Annotated in this window: 10 protein-coding genes; all 10 read right to left on the bottom strand. The window is 43.1% G+C overall.

From position 1 onward, the window contains the following. A partial coding sequence (locus LH47_RS12025; RefSeq protein WP_052585048.1) for a DNRLRE domain-containing protein occupies window positions 1-5,261 on the bottom strand: 5,261 nt, incomplete at its 3' end. Window positions 5,262-5,550: 289 nt separating this feature from the next. Next, window positions 5,551-6,132 (bottom strand): hypothetical protein, encoded by a 582-nt coding sequence (locus LH47_RS12020; protein WP_043967842.1) that lies wholly within the window; start codon window positions 6,130-6,132, stop codon window positions 5,551-5,553. 729 nt (window positions 6,133-6,861) lie between these two features. Beyond that, the gene (gene eno / locus LH47_RS12015; RefSeq protein ID WP_043967840.1) at window positions 6,862-8,157 is read right to left on the bottom strand and encodes a phosphopyruvate hydratase; all 1,296 of its coding nucleotides are present in this window, start codon (window positions 8,155-8,157) and stop codon (window positions 6,862-6,864) included. Window positions 8,158-8,176: 19 nt separating this feature from the next. Continuing rightward, window positions 8,177-9,712: a 2,3-bisphosphoglycerate-independent phosphoglycerate mutase gene (gene gpmI / locus LH47_RS12010; protein WP_043967838.1), complete on the bottom strand. Its 1,536-nt coding sequence runs from the start codon at window positions 9,710-9,712 to the stop codon at window positions 8,177-8,179. Continuing rightward, on the bottom strand, window positions 9,709-10,464 hold the full coding sequence (gene tpiA / locus LH47_RS12005; RefSeq protein WP_003397292.1) for a triose-phosphate isomerase: 756 nt from the start codon (window positions 10,462-10,464) through the stop codon (window positions 9,709-9,711). The genes gpmI and tpiA overlap by 4 nt, the downstream gene beginning before the upstream one ends. 17 nt (window positions 10,465-10,481) lie before the next feature. Beyond that, window positions 10,482-11,666 carry a phosphoglycerate kinase gene (locus LH47_RS12000; RefSeq protein WP_043967836.1) on the bottom strand — a complete coding sequence of 395 codons (1,185 nt, stop codon included), beginning with the start codon at window positions 11,664-11,666 and terminating at the stop codon, window positions 10,482-10,484. Between the two features lie 116 nt (window positions 11,667-11,782). After that, entirely contained in the window at window positions 11,783-12,790 is a 1,008-nt protein-coding gene (gene gap, locus LH47_RS11995) for a type I glyceraldehyde-3-phosphate dehydrogenase (RefSeq protein WP_009362289.1), read from the bottom strand. Between the two features lie 36 nt (window positions 12,791-12,826). Continuing rightward, window positions 12,827-13,858, bottom strand: a complete 1,032-nt coding sequence (locus tag LH47_RS11990) for a sugar-binding transcriptional regulator (RefSeq protein WP_043967835.1) — start codon at window positions 13,856-13,858, stop codon at window positions 12,827-12,829. A gap of 136 nt (window positions 13,859-13,994) precedes the next feature. Further along, window positions 13,995-14,228 (bottom strand): glutaredoxin family protein, encoded by a 234-nt coding sequence (locus LH47_RS11985; RefSeq protein WP_043967833.1) that lies wholly within the window; start codon window positions 14,226-14,228, stop codon window positions 13,995-13,997. Between the two features lie 12 nt (window positions 14,229-14,240). After that, window positions 14,241-15,503 carry an RNA polymerase factor sigma-54 gene (gene rpoN / locus LH47_RS11980; RefSeq protein WP_043967831.1) on the bottom strand — a complete coding sequence of 421 codons (1,263 nt, stop codon included), beginning with the start codon at window positions 15,501-15,503 and terminating at the stop codon, window positions 14,241-14,243. Between the last annotated feature and the right edge of the window lie 367 nt (window positions 15,504-15,870).

Here is a 15,870-nt window from a genome sequence, read left to right as displayed (position 1 = left end):
ACCAATTGGTCCGCTTCGTTCCATTCGTATTGATATTTTCCATCTTCGAGACGGTTGCCGTTGGCATCATATGTGATCGATTCGTTTCCAAAACGAATGAGCTGATTGGCAGCGTTATAATCGGCATTGGTCGTCGTCGACTGCCCATCTTTCGTTTTCACGATTTGCTTCCGATTGCCGAATCCGTCATAGGCATATTCGACTTTCGTGCCATCTGGAAGCTGCTCTTCCACTAATTGGTCTAGGGCATCGTAACGGTAGACGGTCGTTTCCCCCGTTGGGGATTCCACTTTCGTCCGGTTGCCGTTTTCATCGTAACGGTACGTTTCCGATAAAATTTCTTTTCCGTCCGCCGTACCGATCGAAACGCTTTCCACGAGGCCGCGGTCATCATACGTAAAGGTCGAACCGGCTCCGTTTCCTGTCGTGAAGGTACGAACGTTTCCTCTCTCGTCATAGTCAAAGCGATACGTATACGTTCCATCTTGGACGACCGTATTTTGATCCAATGCATTATATTGGTAATTGATCGTTTGGCTAAAGGACCCATGTGAGAACATGAACTGTTGTAATTTATCCGATGTGGTTGGGTACAGCCATTTTTGCAGCCCGCCACGGTCCGACAGTTCCACCAGCCGATTCGCTTTATCAAATGTTCTCGTTTTGGTGGTGCCGTCTTTTAGATATTGAACAGAAAGTTCGTTTCCGTTTTTATCATAACTAAATTCGTAATATGGGACGTTGTTGTAGGAAACAGTTTTGACTCTTTCGGCCCCGTCATACGTCCATTGAATCGTGTTTCCTTTCGGCAAAACCGTTTTGATTTTATTTCCGTTGGCATTATATTCATTCGTTGTCACATCATTCAACGGACCGACGGTTTTAATAAGTTTTCCCATCTTATCATAAGAATAACGAAATTCTTGTGACTGACCGCCACTCGTTTGAATGACTTTGGAAGTCATATTGCCATTCGCGTCATAATCATAGTTGACGGACGTTCCATTCGCCAATAGGAGCTGTTTTAAACGATTCGATGCATCATACGTGTACTCTTTTTGGTTTCCTTTCTTATCGTACTCGCTTACTAGATTTCCTACAGCATCATACTTCTTTTTCGTGACATACCCGGCTTCATCTGTTTCTTCCTCAACATAGTTGCCATTTGCGTCATACTTGTTTTTCGTTACGACGTTGCCTTCCATCAAGCGAATGGCGTCAAACCAGACCGTTCCTGTGTAGTTTCCGCGGAACATAGCGGATACGTCCACCTTGTCAATCGGCTTCGACGGATGGATCGAAATAGCCGCACGATTCCAATCTTGCGTGCCGATCGGAAAATCAGCGGTATACGTTTGGGTCGTTCCATCCACAAAGTATACTTTAGCCGTAATGGAATAATCGCTTGCACTCACGGTACCGTTGGCTTTGACATCCTGCGCTTTGGAAAGACCTGTGAGTGTCAGACGAAGCGGCGTATCACTTGAAGTTTGCCCTACGATCACCGTCTGCTTATATTCACTAGCTGATTGTGTGGTGCTAGTTCTCGATATTTTGAGAGAGTAAGCCCCGTCGAACGACTCCGTATTATCTACGCTTCCTCCTGTTCCACTCCAATTCGTGGTGGTTCCTTCAAAACTACTATTTACAACTGGGTTGTAGCTGGAAGAAACCTGCGCTTCTTCCAATTGAACATTATCAAACCAGGCTTCTCCGGAAGCATCTGGAGACTTATGATCGACCTCTAAATAGACGCGAATTTTGGCTGCATTCGAAGGAGTGGTAAACGTCACTTGCCGCTCTGTCCAAGGTCTTGTGCCTACCAATTGACTATAACGATTGTCCGTCCAAGAAATTCGACGATTTTGGCTATCTAAAAATTCAACATTAAAGAACGCACTGGCTTTCGTTAAATTTGTTTTGATTTTTCCACTTAATGTGTATGTCGCATTCGGTTTTACCGCAATTTCTTGCGTAGCGGCCACATAACCGGCTTCTGCACTAGGCGACGTCGAATTCACTGTGATTTTTAACGTTTTTCGTCCCGTCAACCCATTATAAACATTCGTATCTTCCTGTAACTGCCCGGAATCATACGAACGAAGCACAGTCCAAGCGGTCGTTCCCTGTTCAAAGCCGTGATTAGAGAGTAAATTGGTCGCACTGCCCAATGCGTCACTTTCTTCAATCACATTTCCATAGGAATCGTACTTCGCTACAGAAGACGTTTTTCCCGATTGATCGGTTTCGGATACTGGATTTAAGCCATCATACGCAACCGTTGTCTTGTCGCCTTCTGTATCTGTCATGGAGATGACATCGTTATTTGGATTATACTGGTAGATTTCGGTCCCATAGCTATCCTTCGCTGTTAACACATTTCCATTCGCATCGTACGTATATGATTCCGTCGGTGTAGTGGCCCCAACATCATTCGGATCGTATGATTCCTTTAAATTGTTGCCTTCATACACATATTTCGTTGTAATATTTAAGCCGCCTACGTCATCCACAACCTCAATCGGGTTACCAGCCTCGTTGAAAGTATATTGAGTTTTGCGGCCATTCGGCTTTTGTATGAGCAATCGCCGTTCCGTTGGATCATAGGTCAATGTGTATACATGGCCTTCGGAATCACGTACTTGACTAAGCCTGTCGCCGTCGTACACGAACTGATTGACAACTGGCTGATCCTCCGTATGTGTCGGCTCGAATACTTTGACTAGACGATCAATCTCATTGTATTCATATCTTGTCACTTCTCCGCCCGCCTGAGTCACCGTCGTTAACAAATCATTCGTGTAGCCATATGTCACCGTCCGATTCATCGGGCCTATGATTTTTTCGATCTTTCCGTCTGGACGATACTGAATGTCTAATTTTCTTCCCGATGCGTCCGTAATCGACGTAAGCTTTCCATTCGAATAACCGTACGTCGTTGCGTTTCCATGACCGTCGACCATTTTGGTTAACTTGCCATCGCTTTTATTAAAATACATTTTCGTTTGATCTTTCGATTTCACGATCCACTCAGTGGCGGTCTCGCTTAGCTCCAAATAAACACCGGTTGGCGCTTGGTATGTTCCGTCGGCTCGTTTCATAAATATGTGAAGCGTCCCGTCTTCATCCGTCAATCGCGCTTCATTTCCTTGCGCGACGATATTCATTTCCGCATCGCTGTGCCAGCCTTTTCCGAATAAACCGGTCCATGGAGACAAGCTATTGTAGGTTCTGGATAGACCAAGTCCTAGCCCCCTACCTGAAATCGAAACATCTTGTTCATCTATCATGAGATTACCCGTAGCGGCATTGACGCTCCCATACGGCACATCAATGATCGACCAGTACTCTTCTTTTCCTAAATACTCATTCGCCTCCGGAATGTTCACCGTCAAGGCATTGCTGGAAAATACCGTTTCCCCATCCGCATTGTAGGCGCTGAGTCGGAAGTAGTAATGGGGGCTTGTCGCGTATTTGGTCCCCATTTTCGCATACATTGGCGAAGGATCTCTCGGTAGTTCTAATCCTTTTCCATCATGATGCAGCGTTAAAGTACTAGAATTCCCTTGTTCGATTTCTTCGGGGGTCGGCCAAATTCCTTTATTTTGTGTCGTCCAATGGTCCACGTCTCCTACATCAAATGCTTCATAGTAAAGTCCATTGAAAATCCACACTTTATACCCTGTCGCTCCAGGAATCTTATCCCAGTTTAACATGACATAGCCAGAGTTGCTCCCCGATTGATTGCTGTAAGCAAATCCGGAAGGCGCTGATGGCACTGGCAAATCTGGAATACTAGGCATATACGCATCCGAAAAGACGGTTTCCCCTTGAGAGTTATAGGCACTTACTCGAATCCAGTAGTTGGTAGCCGTTGCGTATTTTGTTCCTGCATTGGCATAGACCGGGGACGGATCAACAGCTAATTCTGTGCCAAGACCATCGTTTACATGCAACTTATATCTACCTGCTTGAATTTCCGTAGATGTTGGCCAGTACTTTTTGTTTTTCGTTGTCCAAGAAGTGACGTTCCCGACATCTAACGATTCATAGTAGGAACCGTTAAAAATCCAAATTTTATACCCCGTCGCTCCACTCACAGGATTCCATTTGAGATCGATATATCCTGTTCCATTTCCGTTTGTATAACTTACCCCCGTCGGAGCAGATGGTTTTGCCAAATTCGGAATGGTCGGCATGTACGCGCCTGACATGGCGCTTTCGCCTTGAGGAAAAATCGCACTGACTCGGAACCAGTAGTTCTTGCTGTTTGGATAGCTTCCGCCTGAATTTCGATAGACTGGGGAAGGATCGACAGCCAACTCCGTCCCTAACTGATCTTGATGCAGATCGTATCTTCCGGCACTAATTTCAGAAGGGGTCGGCCAGATTTTTTTCCCTTTTGTACTCCAGGAAGTAACATTGCCTACATCAAACGCTTCATATGATTTCCCGTTATAAATCCAAACTTTATAACCCACAGCGCCAGGAACCCGATCCCATGATAAATTGATATATCCTGTGCCATCCCCATTGCTGAAGGCCGTTCCTGTCGGCGTATTGGGAACGGGTATCGTATACGTAACAGACAAATATGGTTTATAACTGCTATTCGTGGTGGAAACAACTTTTTTCCAATACGTTTGTCCATTTCCATTCGTATGGAGTTTCAATCCATAGTTTGGTTTGGTCCCTGATGCCCACGCTTTGACGGTGTTCGTCACATCAAATTGCGCCCATTGGTCTCTTGCCACATCGACTTTACCAATGTTCGTGGAAGGGGGTTTATTATTCCATGTTAAGGTGCTCGCAGACCATGAACCATTGACCGCATCTAACCATAAGCCGGTTGCTGTTGTTGCATAGTATGAGTGTGTCACATACACGTTGAATGTGGCACTCGTCACATTCATATTTTCGATATTTGATATATCAGGATTTAAAAATCCGTAACAAGTCCCTGTCGTTCCATCATAATAACCGACTTTTAACACATATTGTCCTTGCGCCGAATCCCATTTACTTGATGCAGAACCATAGTTAGTCGTCGGGTAGGCGCTCATGACAAATGCATCGGTAGCAATAGCAACAGAAGTGCTAGGGTCAATATAAACCGGATAGACGCGCTTCGGATCTTTCAACCACTGCGGATCAGCTTTAACCGTTAAAATATACCCTTGATCATCCTGTTGAAGTTCGTATGTTACATTTTCCGAGCGCTGTGCTTCTCCCGAGTGTTCGTCGATATTCGAATCGACCATAAATGGTTTAGGGAGTTCAAATACTTTTTCATTTTCTTTGTTTGTAAATAAAATCGATCCATCGTCTTGAATATTGGCATGCAAATCGGTTTTCAAACGAAATTTGAAAATGTGATAGCCCGTAAAAGAGTGAAGAACTAAATCTTCTTTCGTTGATTCGTTAAATACGATATTTTGCAAGTCTATATTTGGAAAAATATTTTTATGCACAATCTTATTGGTTCATCACCACAACATGTACTTGACAAGCGGGGGATTTTCTTGAGCCGCCGTGTACGAAAAATCTGATTTACTGATTTTTCCTTATAAGTACAGAGAAGGCGTGTTCTGAAATAGTCAAGTACAACTTTCGGTGAAGAGCCATCTTATTGTCTTTTTTCTTATAAATAGCGGGAACATCTTTCGCTTGAATCGGCTTCAGTCCATTCCCTGATGCTTCTAAAATAGAATAAGAAATGGAATATTCATTATACAGAAATTTTGCATATTCTCCATCCACCATTTTCTTGTAAAAACGAGGTTCCAAAATCGTATTCTCTGCTTGAACATGATTGGGATGGTCGATGAAGAAAGTGGAAACTTCCTCAAATTGTTTTTCGTTCTTTTTCTTAATATGAATCGGTTCAAAGAAAATTTTTCTGGTAAACGTACCATCACCATTGTAATACACTTTCGTATTCTCTGTTCGTTCCCCTATCAGCTCTCCCGGCTTCAAGTTTATGCTGGGCGCTTCTGGTACTTTAAGAGGTGATTGTTTCATCGCATTGTCAGATTTAGAATAGACGAACTCCGCCAATCCCTCCATAGGAATACTCGTAAAAACTAATAAAAATACTAACCACCAAACAAACCATGTTCTTAGATGCCTCATGTTTTCTCTCCTTATCAATCCTAAGTTGTCTAATTCGAGCTGCATGAGGAGATTTTATGCTATAAAAAACATACTCACAATATTTTTCGACAAACAAATTTCGTCATTGTTCGACAGAAATCGATTTTATCACTTAACCTTTCAGACAATAGCGATAACGGTTGTTTTTTTCAATTGTTTTGTAAGATCATCCCGCTATGAGAAATGTGAGGAGTAGATGAACAATTAATGATTTTTTTGGAGGATTTGATTACACTTTATTCAAGAAAAGTACAATGAGACATTAACTGCGCCTACTGATGAATCCACCGAGGACAAATCTTTTAGATTGAGTTCCAATTTCGCATATTTTGATGTATTTGCCAATTGACAATACACGAAATAAATTCTAATATTTTAGGACTGTGACAAATGTTGCTGCTTCCTTAACTTGTTGACCATGAGAAGCACTCATTTGTCTAGTCTGAACTTTCAACAAACTACAAAAACAAAATGAATAAAGCAAAAATTATATTTACTACCATGACAGGTGTTATGATAGGGTTAATCGTTAGTATTTTATTATTAGTCATAAAAAGTACCGCAAAGGATTTTTTAAAAACATACTCTCTCGATTGGATTATTGATGTGCTACTTTTTCTCATATTTATCGTAATTGTAATACAATATATCCAAAAGAAGAGAAAAAACTAGAAATAAAGGATGCCCACATGAGGCATCCTTCATCTATTACTTCTTCAAGTTGTAGAACGTTTTTACTCCATCGTATACCGCTGTTTCACCTAATTGATCTTCGATGCGAAGCAATTGGTTGTATTTTGCAACGCGGTCTGTACGTGAAGGTGCACCTGTTTTAATTTGACCAGCGTTTGTTGCTACTGCGATGTCGGCGATTGTGCTATCTTCTGTTTCACCAGAACGGTGAGAAATAACCGCTGTGTAACCTGCGCGTTTCGCCATTTCAATCGCTTCAAATGTTTCTGTTAATGTACCGATTTGGTTTACTTTAATTAAGATCGAGTTGCTGACACCTTGCTCAATACCTTGTGCTAATTTTTTCGTATTTGTTACGAATAAGTCGTCACCGACGAGTTGCACTTTTTTGCCAAGGCGTTCTGTTAATAACTTATGACCAGCCCAGTCGTTCTCATCTAAGCCGTCTTCGATCGAAATGATCGGATATTTGTTGACAAGTTCTTCATACCAAGCAACCATTTCTTCTGACGTTTTCACAACGCCTTCGCCTTCTAAATGGTATTTGCCCGTCTCTTTATTGTAAAGCTCAGAAGAAGCAACGTCCATCGCAAGCATCACTTCTGTACCTGGTTTGTAGCCTGCTTTTTCAATCGCTTCGATAATTGTTTCAAGCGCTTCTTCGTTTGATTTTAAGTTTGGAGCGAATCCACCCTCATCACCAACGGCTGTATTGTAGCCTTTTGCTTTTAATACAGATTTTAAGCTATGGAAAATTTCCGCACCCATACGAAGCGCTTCGCGGAAGTTTGGTGCGCCAACTGGCATAATCATAAATTCTTGAATATCTACGTTGTTATCTGCATGCGCACCGCCGTTTAAAATGTTCATCATTGGCACTGGCAACGTTTTTGCGTTAAAGCCACCTAAATATTGATATAAAGGAATGCCTAAGTAGTCAGCAGCTGCGCGCGCAACAGCCATCGATACACCAAGAATGGCGTTTGCTCCTAATTTCCCTTTGTTTTCTGTACCGTCTAAAGCGATTAATGCACGATCGATCGCTACTTGTTCTGTTACATCGTAGCTGCCGATTAACGCTGGCGCGATCACTTCATTTACGTTCTTCACCGCTTGTAATACACCTTTGCCAAGATAACGCTCTTTGTCGCCATCGCGCAATTCCACTGCCTCATATTCACCTGTTGAGGCGCCGCTTGGCACAAGCGCGCGTCCAAACGCACCAGATTCTGTGTATACTTCTACTTCTACTGTCGGATTACCGCGAGAATCTAACACTTCGCGAGCGTAAATATCGATAATTGTTGGCATTGTTCATCTCTCCTTTAGTTTATTTTTGAATTAATGTTTTTCCTGTCATTTCTTTCGGCTGTTGCAAGCCGAGTAAATCAAGCATCGTTGGCGCTAAGTCGCCTAAAATGCCGTCTTGACGAAGCGTGATGCCTTTTTTCGTCACGATGACAGGCACCGGATTTGTCGTGTGTGCTGTATTCGGACTGCCGTCTGGATTGACGACTTCATCTGCATTTCCGTGATCCGCAGTAATGATTGCAATGCCGCCTTTTTCGATAATCGCATCAACGACTTTTCCTAAACATTCATCGACTGCTTCAACCGCTCGAATCGTTGGCTCTAATTTTCCAGAATGACCAACCATGTCAGGATTTGCATAGTTTAAAATAATCGCAGCAAATTTGTCTGCTTCAATTTCTTTTAATAGCGCTTCTGTCACTTCGTATGCGCTCATTTCTGGTTTTAAATCGTATGTCGCCACTTTTGGCGAGTCGATTAAAATACGCTCTTCACCAGGGAACTTCTCTTCCCGTCCGCCGCTCATAAAAAATGTGACGTGCGGATATTTTTCCGTTTCAGCAATGCGCAGCTGTTTTAACCCGTTTTGCGATAATACTTCGCCGAGCGTATTGTCAAGGTTCGTTGGCTTAAATGCCACGTACCCTTTTACTGTTTCACTAAAGTGTGTCAAGCATACGAAAAATAAGTTTTTCGGATGTTTCGGTCCGCGATCGAATGAACGGAAATCATCGTTCGTGAACGTATTTGAAATTTGAATCGCACGGTCAGGACGGAAGTTGTAGAAAATGACTGCATCGTTATCTTGAATTGTCGCAACTGGTGATCCATCTTCACGAACGATAACAGACGGCAATACGAATTCATCATAAATGCCATTTGCGTAAGAATCATCGATGCAAGCAAGCGGATCACGATACGATGGGCCTTCGCCATATACCATCGCACGATACGCTTTCTCAACGCGCTCCCAACGCTTATCGCGATCCATCGAGTAATAACGGCCAGATATCGTGGCGATTTCACCAACCCCGATTTGTTCGATTTGCTCATTTAGCTGTTGAATGTACGTTTTCGCCGTTTGCGGACCGACATCACGTCCATCTAAAAAGCCATGAATATAAACGTTTTTTACTCCTTCTTTTGCGGCGAGTTTCAACAAAGCGAACAAATGGTTAATGTGGCTATGCACACCACCGTCAGAAAGAAGACCGAAAATGTGTAAATTCGTTCCATGCTTTTTCACGTGATCCATCGCCGCTAAAAACGTTTCATTGCGCTCAAACTCACCTTCGCGAATAGCGATATTGACACGCGTTAAACTTTGATACACAATGCGTCCAGCTCCGATATTTAAATGGCCGACTTCTGAGTTCCCCATTTGTCCTTCCGGTAAACCTACTGCTTCGCCGCAAGCTGTCAATGTCGCATGCGGATATTCGTTCCAATACCGATCGAAGTTCGGCTTTTTCGCTTGTGCAACTGCGTTACCGAACGTTTCTTCACGAAGAGCAAAGCCGTCTAAAATAATTAGTGCTACTGGTTTTTTGCTCATTTTCCTGCCTCCACGAGTTGTAAAAACGATTGTGGTTGTAAGCTTGCACCGCCAACGAGGGCACCGTCAATGTGCTCCTCTGCTAAAAATGCAGCGATATTTTCCGGCTTTACGCTGCCGCCATATTGAATGCGTACAGCATCGGCCGCAGCTTGCGAAAATTGATTCGCGATTACTTGACGAATGTAGCCGCATACGTTGTTCGCATCGTCAGCTGTGGACGATTTTCCTGTTCCAATCGCCCAAATCGGCTCATAGGCGATAACGACTTGCTTTACTTGTTCTTCCGTTAAGCCTTCAAGCGCTTTTTTCACTTGTGCACTAACCACTTCGTTTGTACGGTTGCTTTCGCGTTCTTCTAACGTCTCTCCGCAACAAACAATTGGTACGAGCCCATGTTTAAACGCAGCAAGTACTTTTTTATTTACTGTTTCATCAGTTTCCGCAAACATCTCACGGCGCTCGGAATGTCCGATGATGACATACTCGACGCCGAGATCTTTCAACGCCACGGGACTAATTTCGCCTGTGAACGCGCCTTGATCTTCAAAATGCATATTTTGTGCACCAATTTTCACGTTCGTTCCTTTTGTCGCTTCCACTAAATGCGCTAAAAAGAGCGCTGGTGCACATACAACTGTATCGACTTGTTCATTGGAAGGAACAGACTGTTTCACTTCTTCAACGAATTGGAGCGCTTCGTTTAACGTCTTATGCATTTTCCAGTTGCCTGCAATAATCGGCTTTCGCATCGCTTTAATCCCCTTTCTTACTTATCGTTTAACGCGACGACACCTGGAAGTTGTTTTCCTTCCATAAATTCAAGCGACGCACCGCCACCTGTAGAAATGTGATCCATTTTGTCTGCAAGTCCGAACTTTTCAACCGCTGCTGCCGAGTCGCCGCCACCGATGACCGTATATGTATCTTTCGCATCGGCAAGAGCTTGAGCAACCGCTTTTGTCCCTTCGGCAAACGCATCCATCTCGAATACGCCCATTGGACCATTCCAAATGACGAGTTTTGATTTTAAAATGACGTCGCGATACAATTCACGTGTTTTCGGACCGATGTCAAGCCCTTCCCAGTCGCTCGGAATTTCATCGATGTTCACTACTTTTTTGTTCGCATCGTTTGAGAAATCGTCAGCTACAACTGCATCAACAGGCATGTAGAAGTTCACGCCTTTTTCTTTTGCTTTTTCCATGAATGATTTTGCTAACTCGATTTTATCTTCCTCTAACAATGATTTTCCGATTTCATGACCGAGCGCCTTCACAAATGTGTACGCTAATCCGCCACCGATAATTAAATTATCAACTTTGTCTAATAAGTTTTCGATCACGCCAATTTTATCTTTTACTTTCGCCCCACCAATGATTGCCGTAAACGGACGATCTGGATTAGATAGCGCCTTTCCTAACACTTCAATTTCTTTTTCCATTAAGAATCCAGCTACCGCAGGCAAATGGTGAGCAATGCCTTCTGTCGATGCATGCGCGCGATGTGCTGCACCAAACGCGTCGTTTACATATACATCTGCCAGTTCCGCAAATGCTTTCGCTAACTCTGGATCGTTTTTCTCTTCACCTGGATAAAAACGTACGTTTTCAAGCAATAACACATCGCCTTCATTCATTTCAGCAATCGCAGCTTTCACTGCATCGCCATACGCTTCATCTGTTTTCACGACGCGCTTGCCAAGCAATTCACTTAAACGTTCTGCCACAGCATTTAAGCGCATCTCTTCAACAACTTTTCCTTTCGGACGACCAAGGTGGCTCGCTAAAATGACTTTCGCTCCTTGTTCCATTAAATATTGGATCGTTGGGAGCGCGGCGCGAATGCGTGTATCGTCAGTGACGACACCGTTTTGCATTGGCACGTTAAAATCGACGCGGCAAAATACACGTTTCCCTTTCACATCAATGTCACGGACGGTTTTTTTGTTCATGGAAAGGCCTCCTTATTCGTGTGATACATAGAAAGGGAGTGGGGATGATCCCCGCTCCCCTTCTCGGTATGTCCAACTATTTATTATAAACCGTTTTGGGCAAACAATCCAAAAAATTATAAACCTTTTGACGCAATGTATGCAGCAAGGTCAACGACGCGGTGAGAGTATCCTGTTTCGTTGTCGTACCAAGAAAGAACTTTCACCATGCGACCTTCCATAACCATTGTTGAAAGCGCATCAATTGTTGAAGAAGCTGTTGAACCGTTGTAGTCACGAGAAACAAGTGGCTCTTCGCTGTAAGCTAAGATCCCTTTTAATTCACCTTCTGCCGCTGCTTTTAATGCTGCGTTTACTTCTTCCACTGTTACTTCTTTTTCGAGTTCAGCAACAAGGTCAACAACAGATACGTTTGGTGTTGGTACGCGCATTGCCATACCGTTTAATTTTCCTTTTAATTCAGGCAATACAAGTGCTACGGCTTTCGCTGCACCTGTTGATGTTGGAATGATTGATTCCGCTGCTGCGCGCGCACGACGTAAATCTTTATGTGGTAAGTCAAGAATTTGTTGGTCGTTTGTATATGCGTGAACAGTTGTCATCATCCCGCGGATAATACCGAATTTTTCATGCAATACTTTTGCAAATGGCGCTAAGCAGTTTGTTGTACAAGATGCGTTTGAAATCACATGATGGTTTGCTGGGTCATATTTGTCTTGGTTTACGCCCATCACGATTGTAATGTCTTCGTTTGTCGCTGGTGCAGAAATGATTACTTTTTTCGCACCTGCTTCTAAATGTTTCGCTGCATCTTCACGTTTTGTGAAGCGTCCTGTTGATTCAACAACGATGTCAACACCCAGATCGCCCCATCCTAAGTTTGCTGGGTCGCGTTCTGCTTTTACGATAATTTCTTTTCCGTTTACAACGATGTTATTGCCGTTTACAGACACTTCTGCATCTAATGTGCCGTGAACAGAGTCATATTTTAAAAGATGTGCTAACGTTTTTGCATCTGTTAAGTCGTTTACTGCTACTACTTCAATTTCAGGATTTTTTAATGCTGCGCGGAATACGTTGCGGCCGATACGACCAAAACCGTTAATACCAATTTTTACTGCCATCGTTTTTGTCCTCCTTTGGAATTGTAAGGATATATTTTAGAGGGATGAATCATCCCGTACTAACCGTTTTGCTGCACCTTCATCTGTAATTAAGATGCACTGATTTGCCTGCTTTATATACGCTTGAATTGCTTTTGCTTTTGAAGCTCCCCCTGCAACCGCGATCACGCAAGGAACGTGGCGTACATCTTCGAGCTGAATGCCAACTGTATTTACTTTATGCACGACGTCCCCGTCCTGATTAAAGTAATACCCAAACGCTTCCGCCACCGCTTCGTTTTGTTCAATTTTTTGCATTTCTTCTGGCGGCGTTTTTCTTCGTTCTGCCATCGTTTTCGCATCGCCAATTCCGTGAATGACGATCGTTGATGATTTAATTAATTCAAGCACTTCTCGAATCGCAGGTTCTTCAATAATCGATTGATACGTTTCAGCACTTAGCTGGTCAGGAACATGTAACAAACGATAATGTCCCATTGCTTTTTCAGCCATGCGCGCACAAATCGTGTTTGCTTGGTTTGTTACATCTTCTCCAAGTCCACCGCGCGCTGGAACGAACAGCACATCGCGGTATTTAGCGTCAGGTGTCATCATTTCGGCAACAGCAGCAAGGGTTGTTCCACCCGTCACCGCAACAATGTCATTCCCTGTTAGCGCATGTTTTATTCGTGAGACACAAGCTCTTCCCATCTCTCTTTTTACCCAAGGAGACTGGTCGCTATCACCAGCAACGACAATGACGTCTTCGACAGGAAGTTTCTTTTTTAATTTTCTTTCTAATTCTTTCAGCCCTAATACTTCTCGCATCATATCTTCCATTTGCATGAGCACATCATTTCCTTCAGCTGTAACGCTCATGCCTGCAGCTGTAATATCGAGTAAATGTTGCTCTTTTAAAAACTGTACTTCCGACCGCAAGACGCGCTCGCTAATGCCTAAGTTGAGCGACAACGTTCGCCGTCCGATCGGTTGCATTAACCGAATATGTTGCAAAATTTCATACCGTTTTTGCATAATCGCGAGAAGATCAGGCAACAATTTTCGTTGAACATCAATCCATTGTCGCATGCTCTTTTCTTCCTTTTTACTCACTTTTTTTCTCTATTTGGACGTTTTAAGTCCCGCTATGACGTATTGTGTCCCACTTTGTGTAAAAAAATTCACCCCTGCCACATCTTTATTGTAACAGGAAGTGAAACGTTATTCAACTGCTTCGTTTTTGTTGCAACCGCTTTCTTATGACATCTTTGTGAATACGGCCATATGCCACCATTTCTCCATCGACTTCAATGACTGGAATGATAAGATGATACTGTTCAAGCAATTGCTCATCTTTGTAAATATCGACTTCTTCCCATTCCACTTGCAACTCACGAAGAATCGCTTTCGCCTCATCACAAAGACAGCAATTTTCTTTCGAATATACGATCACTTTCATGTTTTGTCCCCTCTATGCATATTGCTTTCGTTTCGAAGCTGGCGGAATGTGAAGCTGTTCGCGATATTTTGCAACCGTCCGCCTTGCAACACAAATATTGTAACGTTGTTCAAGTAAATCAGCAATATTTTGGTCAGAAAGAGGTTTTTGGCTATTTTCTTGTTTAATGAGTTCAGCAATTAAACTTTTTACTTTTTCTTGCGACGCATCATCCACACCACTAGTAAAAAAGCGGCGCATTTCAATTAACCCATGAGGCGTTTGCATATATTTATTTTTTACTGCACGACTAACTGTCGATTCATGCATGTGTAATGAAGCAGCAACATCACGCATCGTGAGCGGTTTCATATGGTGCGAACCTTTTTCAAAATAATCGCGTTGTTTATCGATTAACTCGAGCGTAATTTTCTCTATCGTCGCCGCCCGTTGTGTTAAACACCGCTGAATCCATTGAAACTGCTGCCTTTTTTCTTCGATATATTTTCGAACATACGGATCGTCCGCCTGTATTTTTCGTTCATACGATTCATTCCATACAACCGTTGGAACGATTTCCTCATTCATCGTCACGGTCCATGTGCCGTTATCGTATGACACGATGACATCCGGTAAAATGTACGTCATTTGCTCATCATTATATAAACTTCCCGGACGTGGATGAAGCGTGCGAATGAGTTCCCACACTCGTTGTAAATCGCTTAATTCCACACCTAGTTTCGCTTTTATTTTTTTCCACTTTTTAGTGACAAACGGCTCAAAATACTCCGTGACAATTGTCTCCGCTAACTCATCTCTTTCTGGAAGACGAATGAGTTGTAAATATAAACAATGTGACAAATTTTCCGCCCCTACCCCTGCTGGATCGAGTGAACGTAATATATGGAGAGCTTTTGACACAACCGTTTCTTCCAATTGAAGATGGCAAGCAGTCTCCGCAACCGTCGTATGCAAATAACCCGATTCATCGAGCGACGCAATTAAATAATCAAGCGCTTTTTTTTGCTCGTTACATAACCGCATGCCGACGAGTTGGGCCTGCAAATGGGAAGCGAGCGAATGATTAAAAACGCTTACATTTTCAATGTAGCGCATGCTGTCTGTACGCTCATTTCGCTTTCGTTCCTTTAGCTCAATAAATGGATTTTCAAGCGCCTGTTCATGTAAAAGCGATTGAAGCTCTAACGTTGAATATTGTAAAAGTTCGATCGCCTGCACAAGCTCTTTCGTCAGCGCAATTTTCAGCTCTTGCTTTTGCGTTAATTGCATCTCCATTCATGCCATCTCCCTTCATCCTCATTTTATCATCTCGATCAGAAAGAGACGATAAAAACATATTGGATGTTTGTGTGAGTAAAATATTTGTGGGTGACATTCAGGAATGATTCCCCGACGAGGGTTGCGAACTTTTGTTCGCGACGCTCGTCGGGGCCACCAAGCGAAGCGCGGTAGAAAAAAGCAAATGTCATGCAAAAAGGACTCTCTCCCTGCTATGATGGTGATGACCAACATCAATAAAACAGGAGGGAGAGAGTCCATGAAACATTTTACCACAGAATGGCCTTTATTAAAAGAGCTGGAGGAACAATTAGTCAGAACTCTTCAAAAGGTGTTCGCTGTCTTGTTGGCGGCCCTTTTGGAG

The organism is Anoxybacillus thermarum (assembly GCF_000836725.1).
Classification (GTDB): Bacteria; Bacillota; Bacilli; order Bacillales; family Anoxybacillaceae; genus Anoxybacillus; species Anoxybacillus thermarum.
The sequence above is the reverse complement of the archived record's forward strand: the minus strand, read 5'-3'. Positions and strand labels throughout refer to the sequence as shown.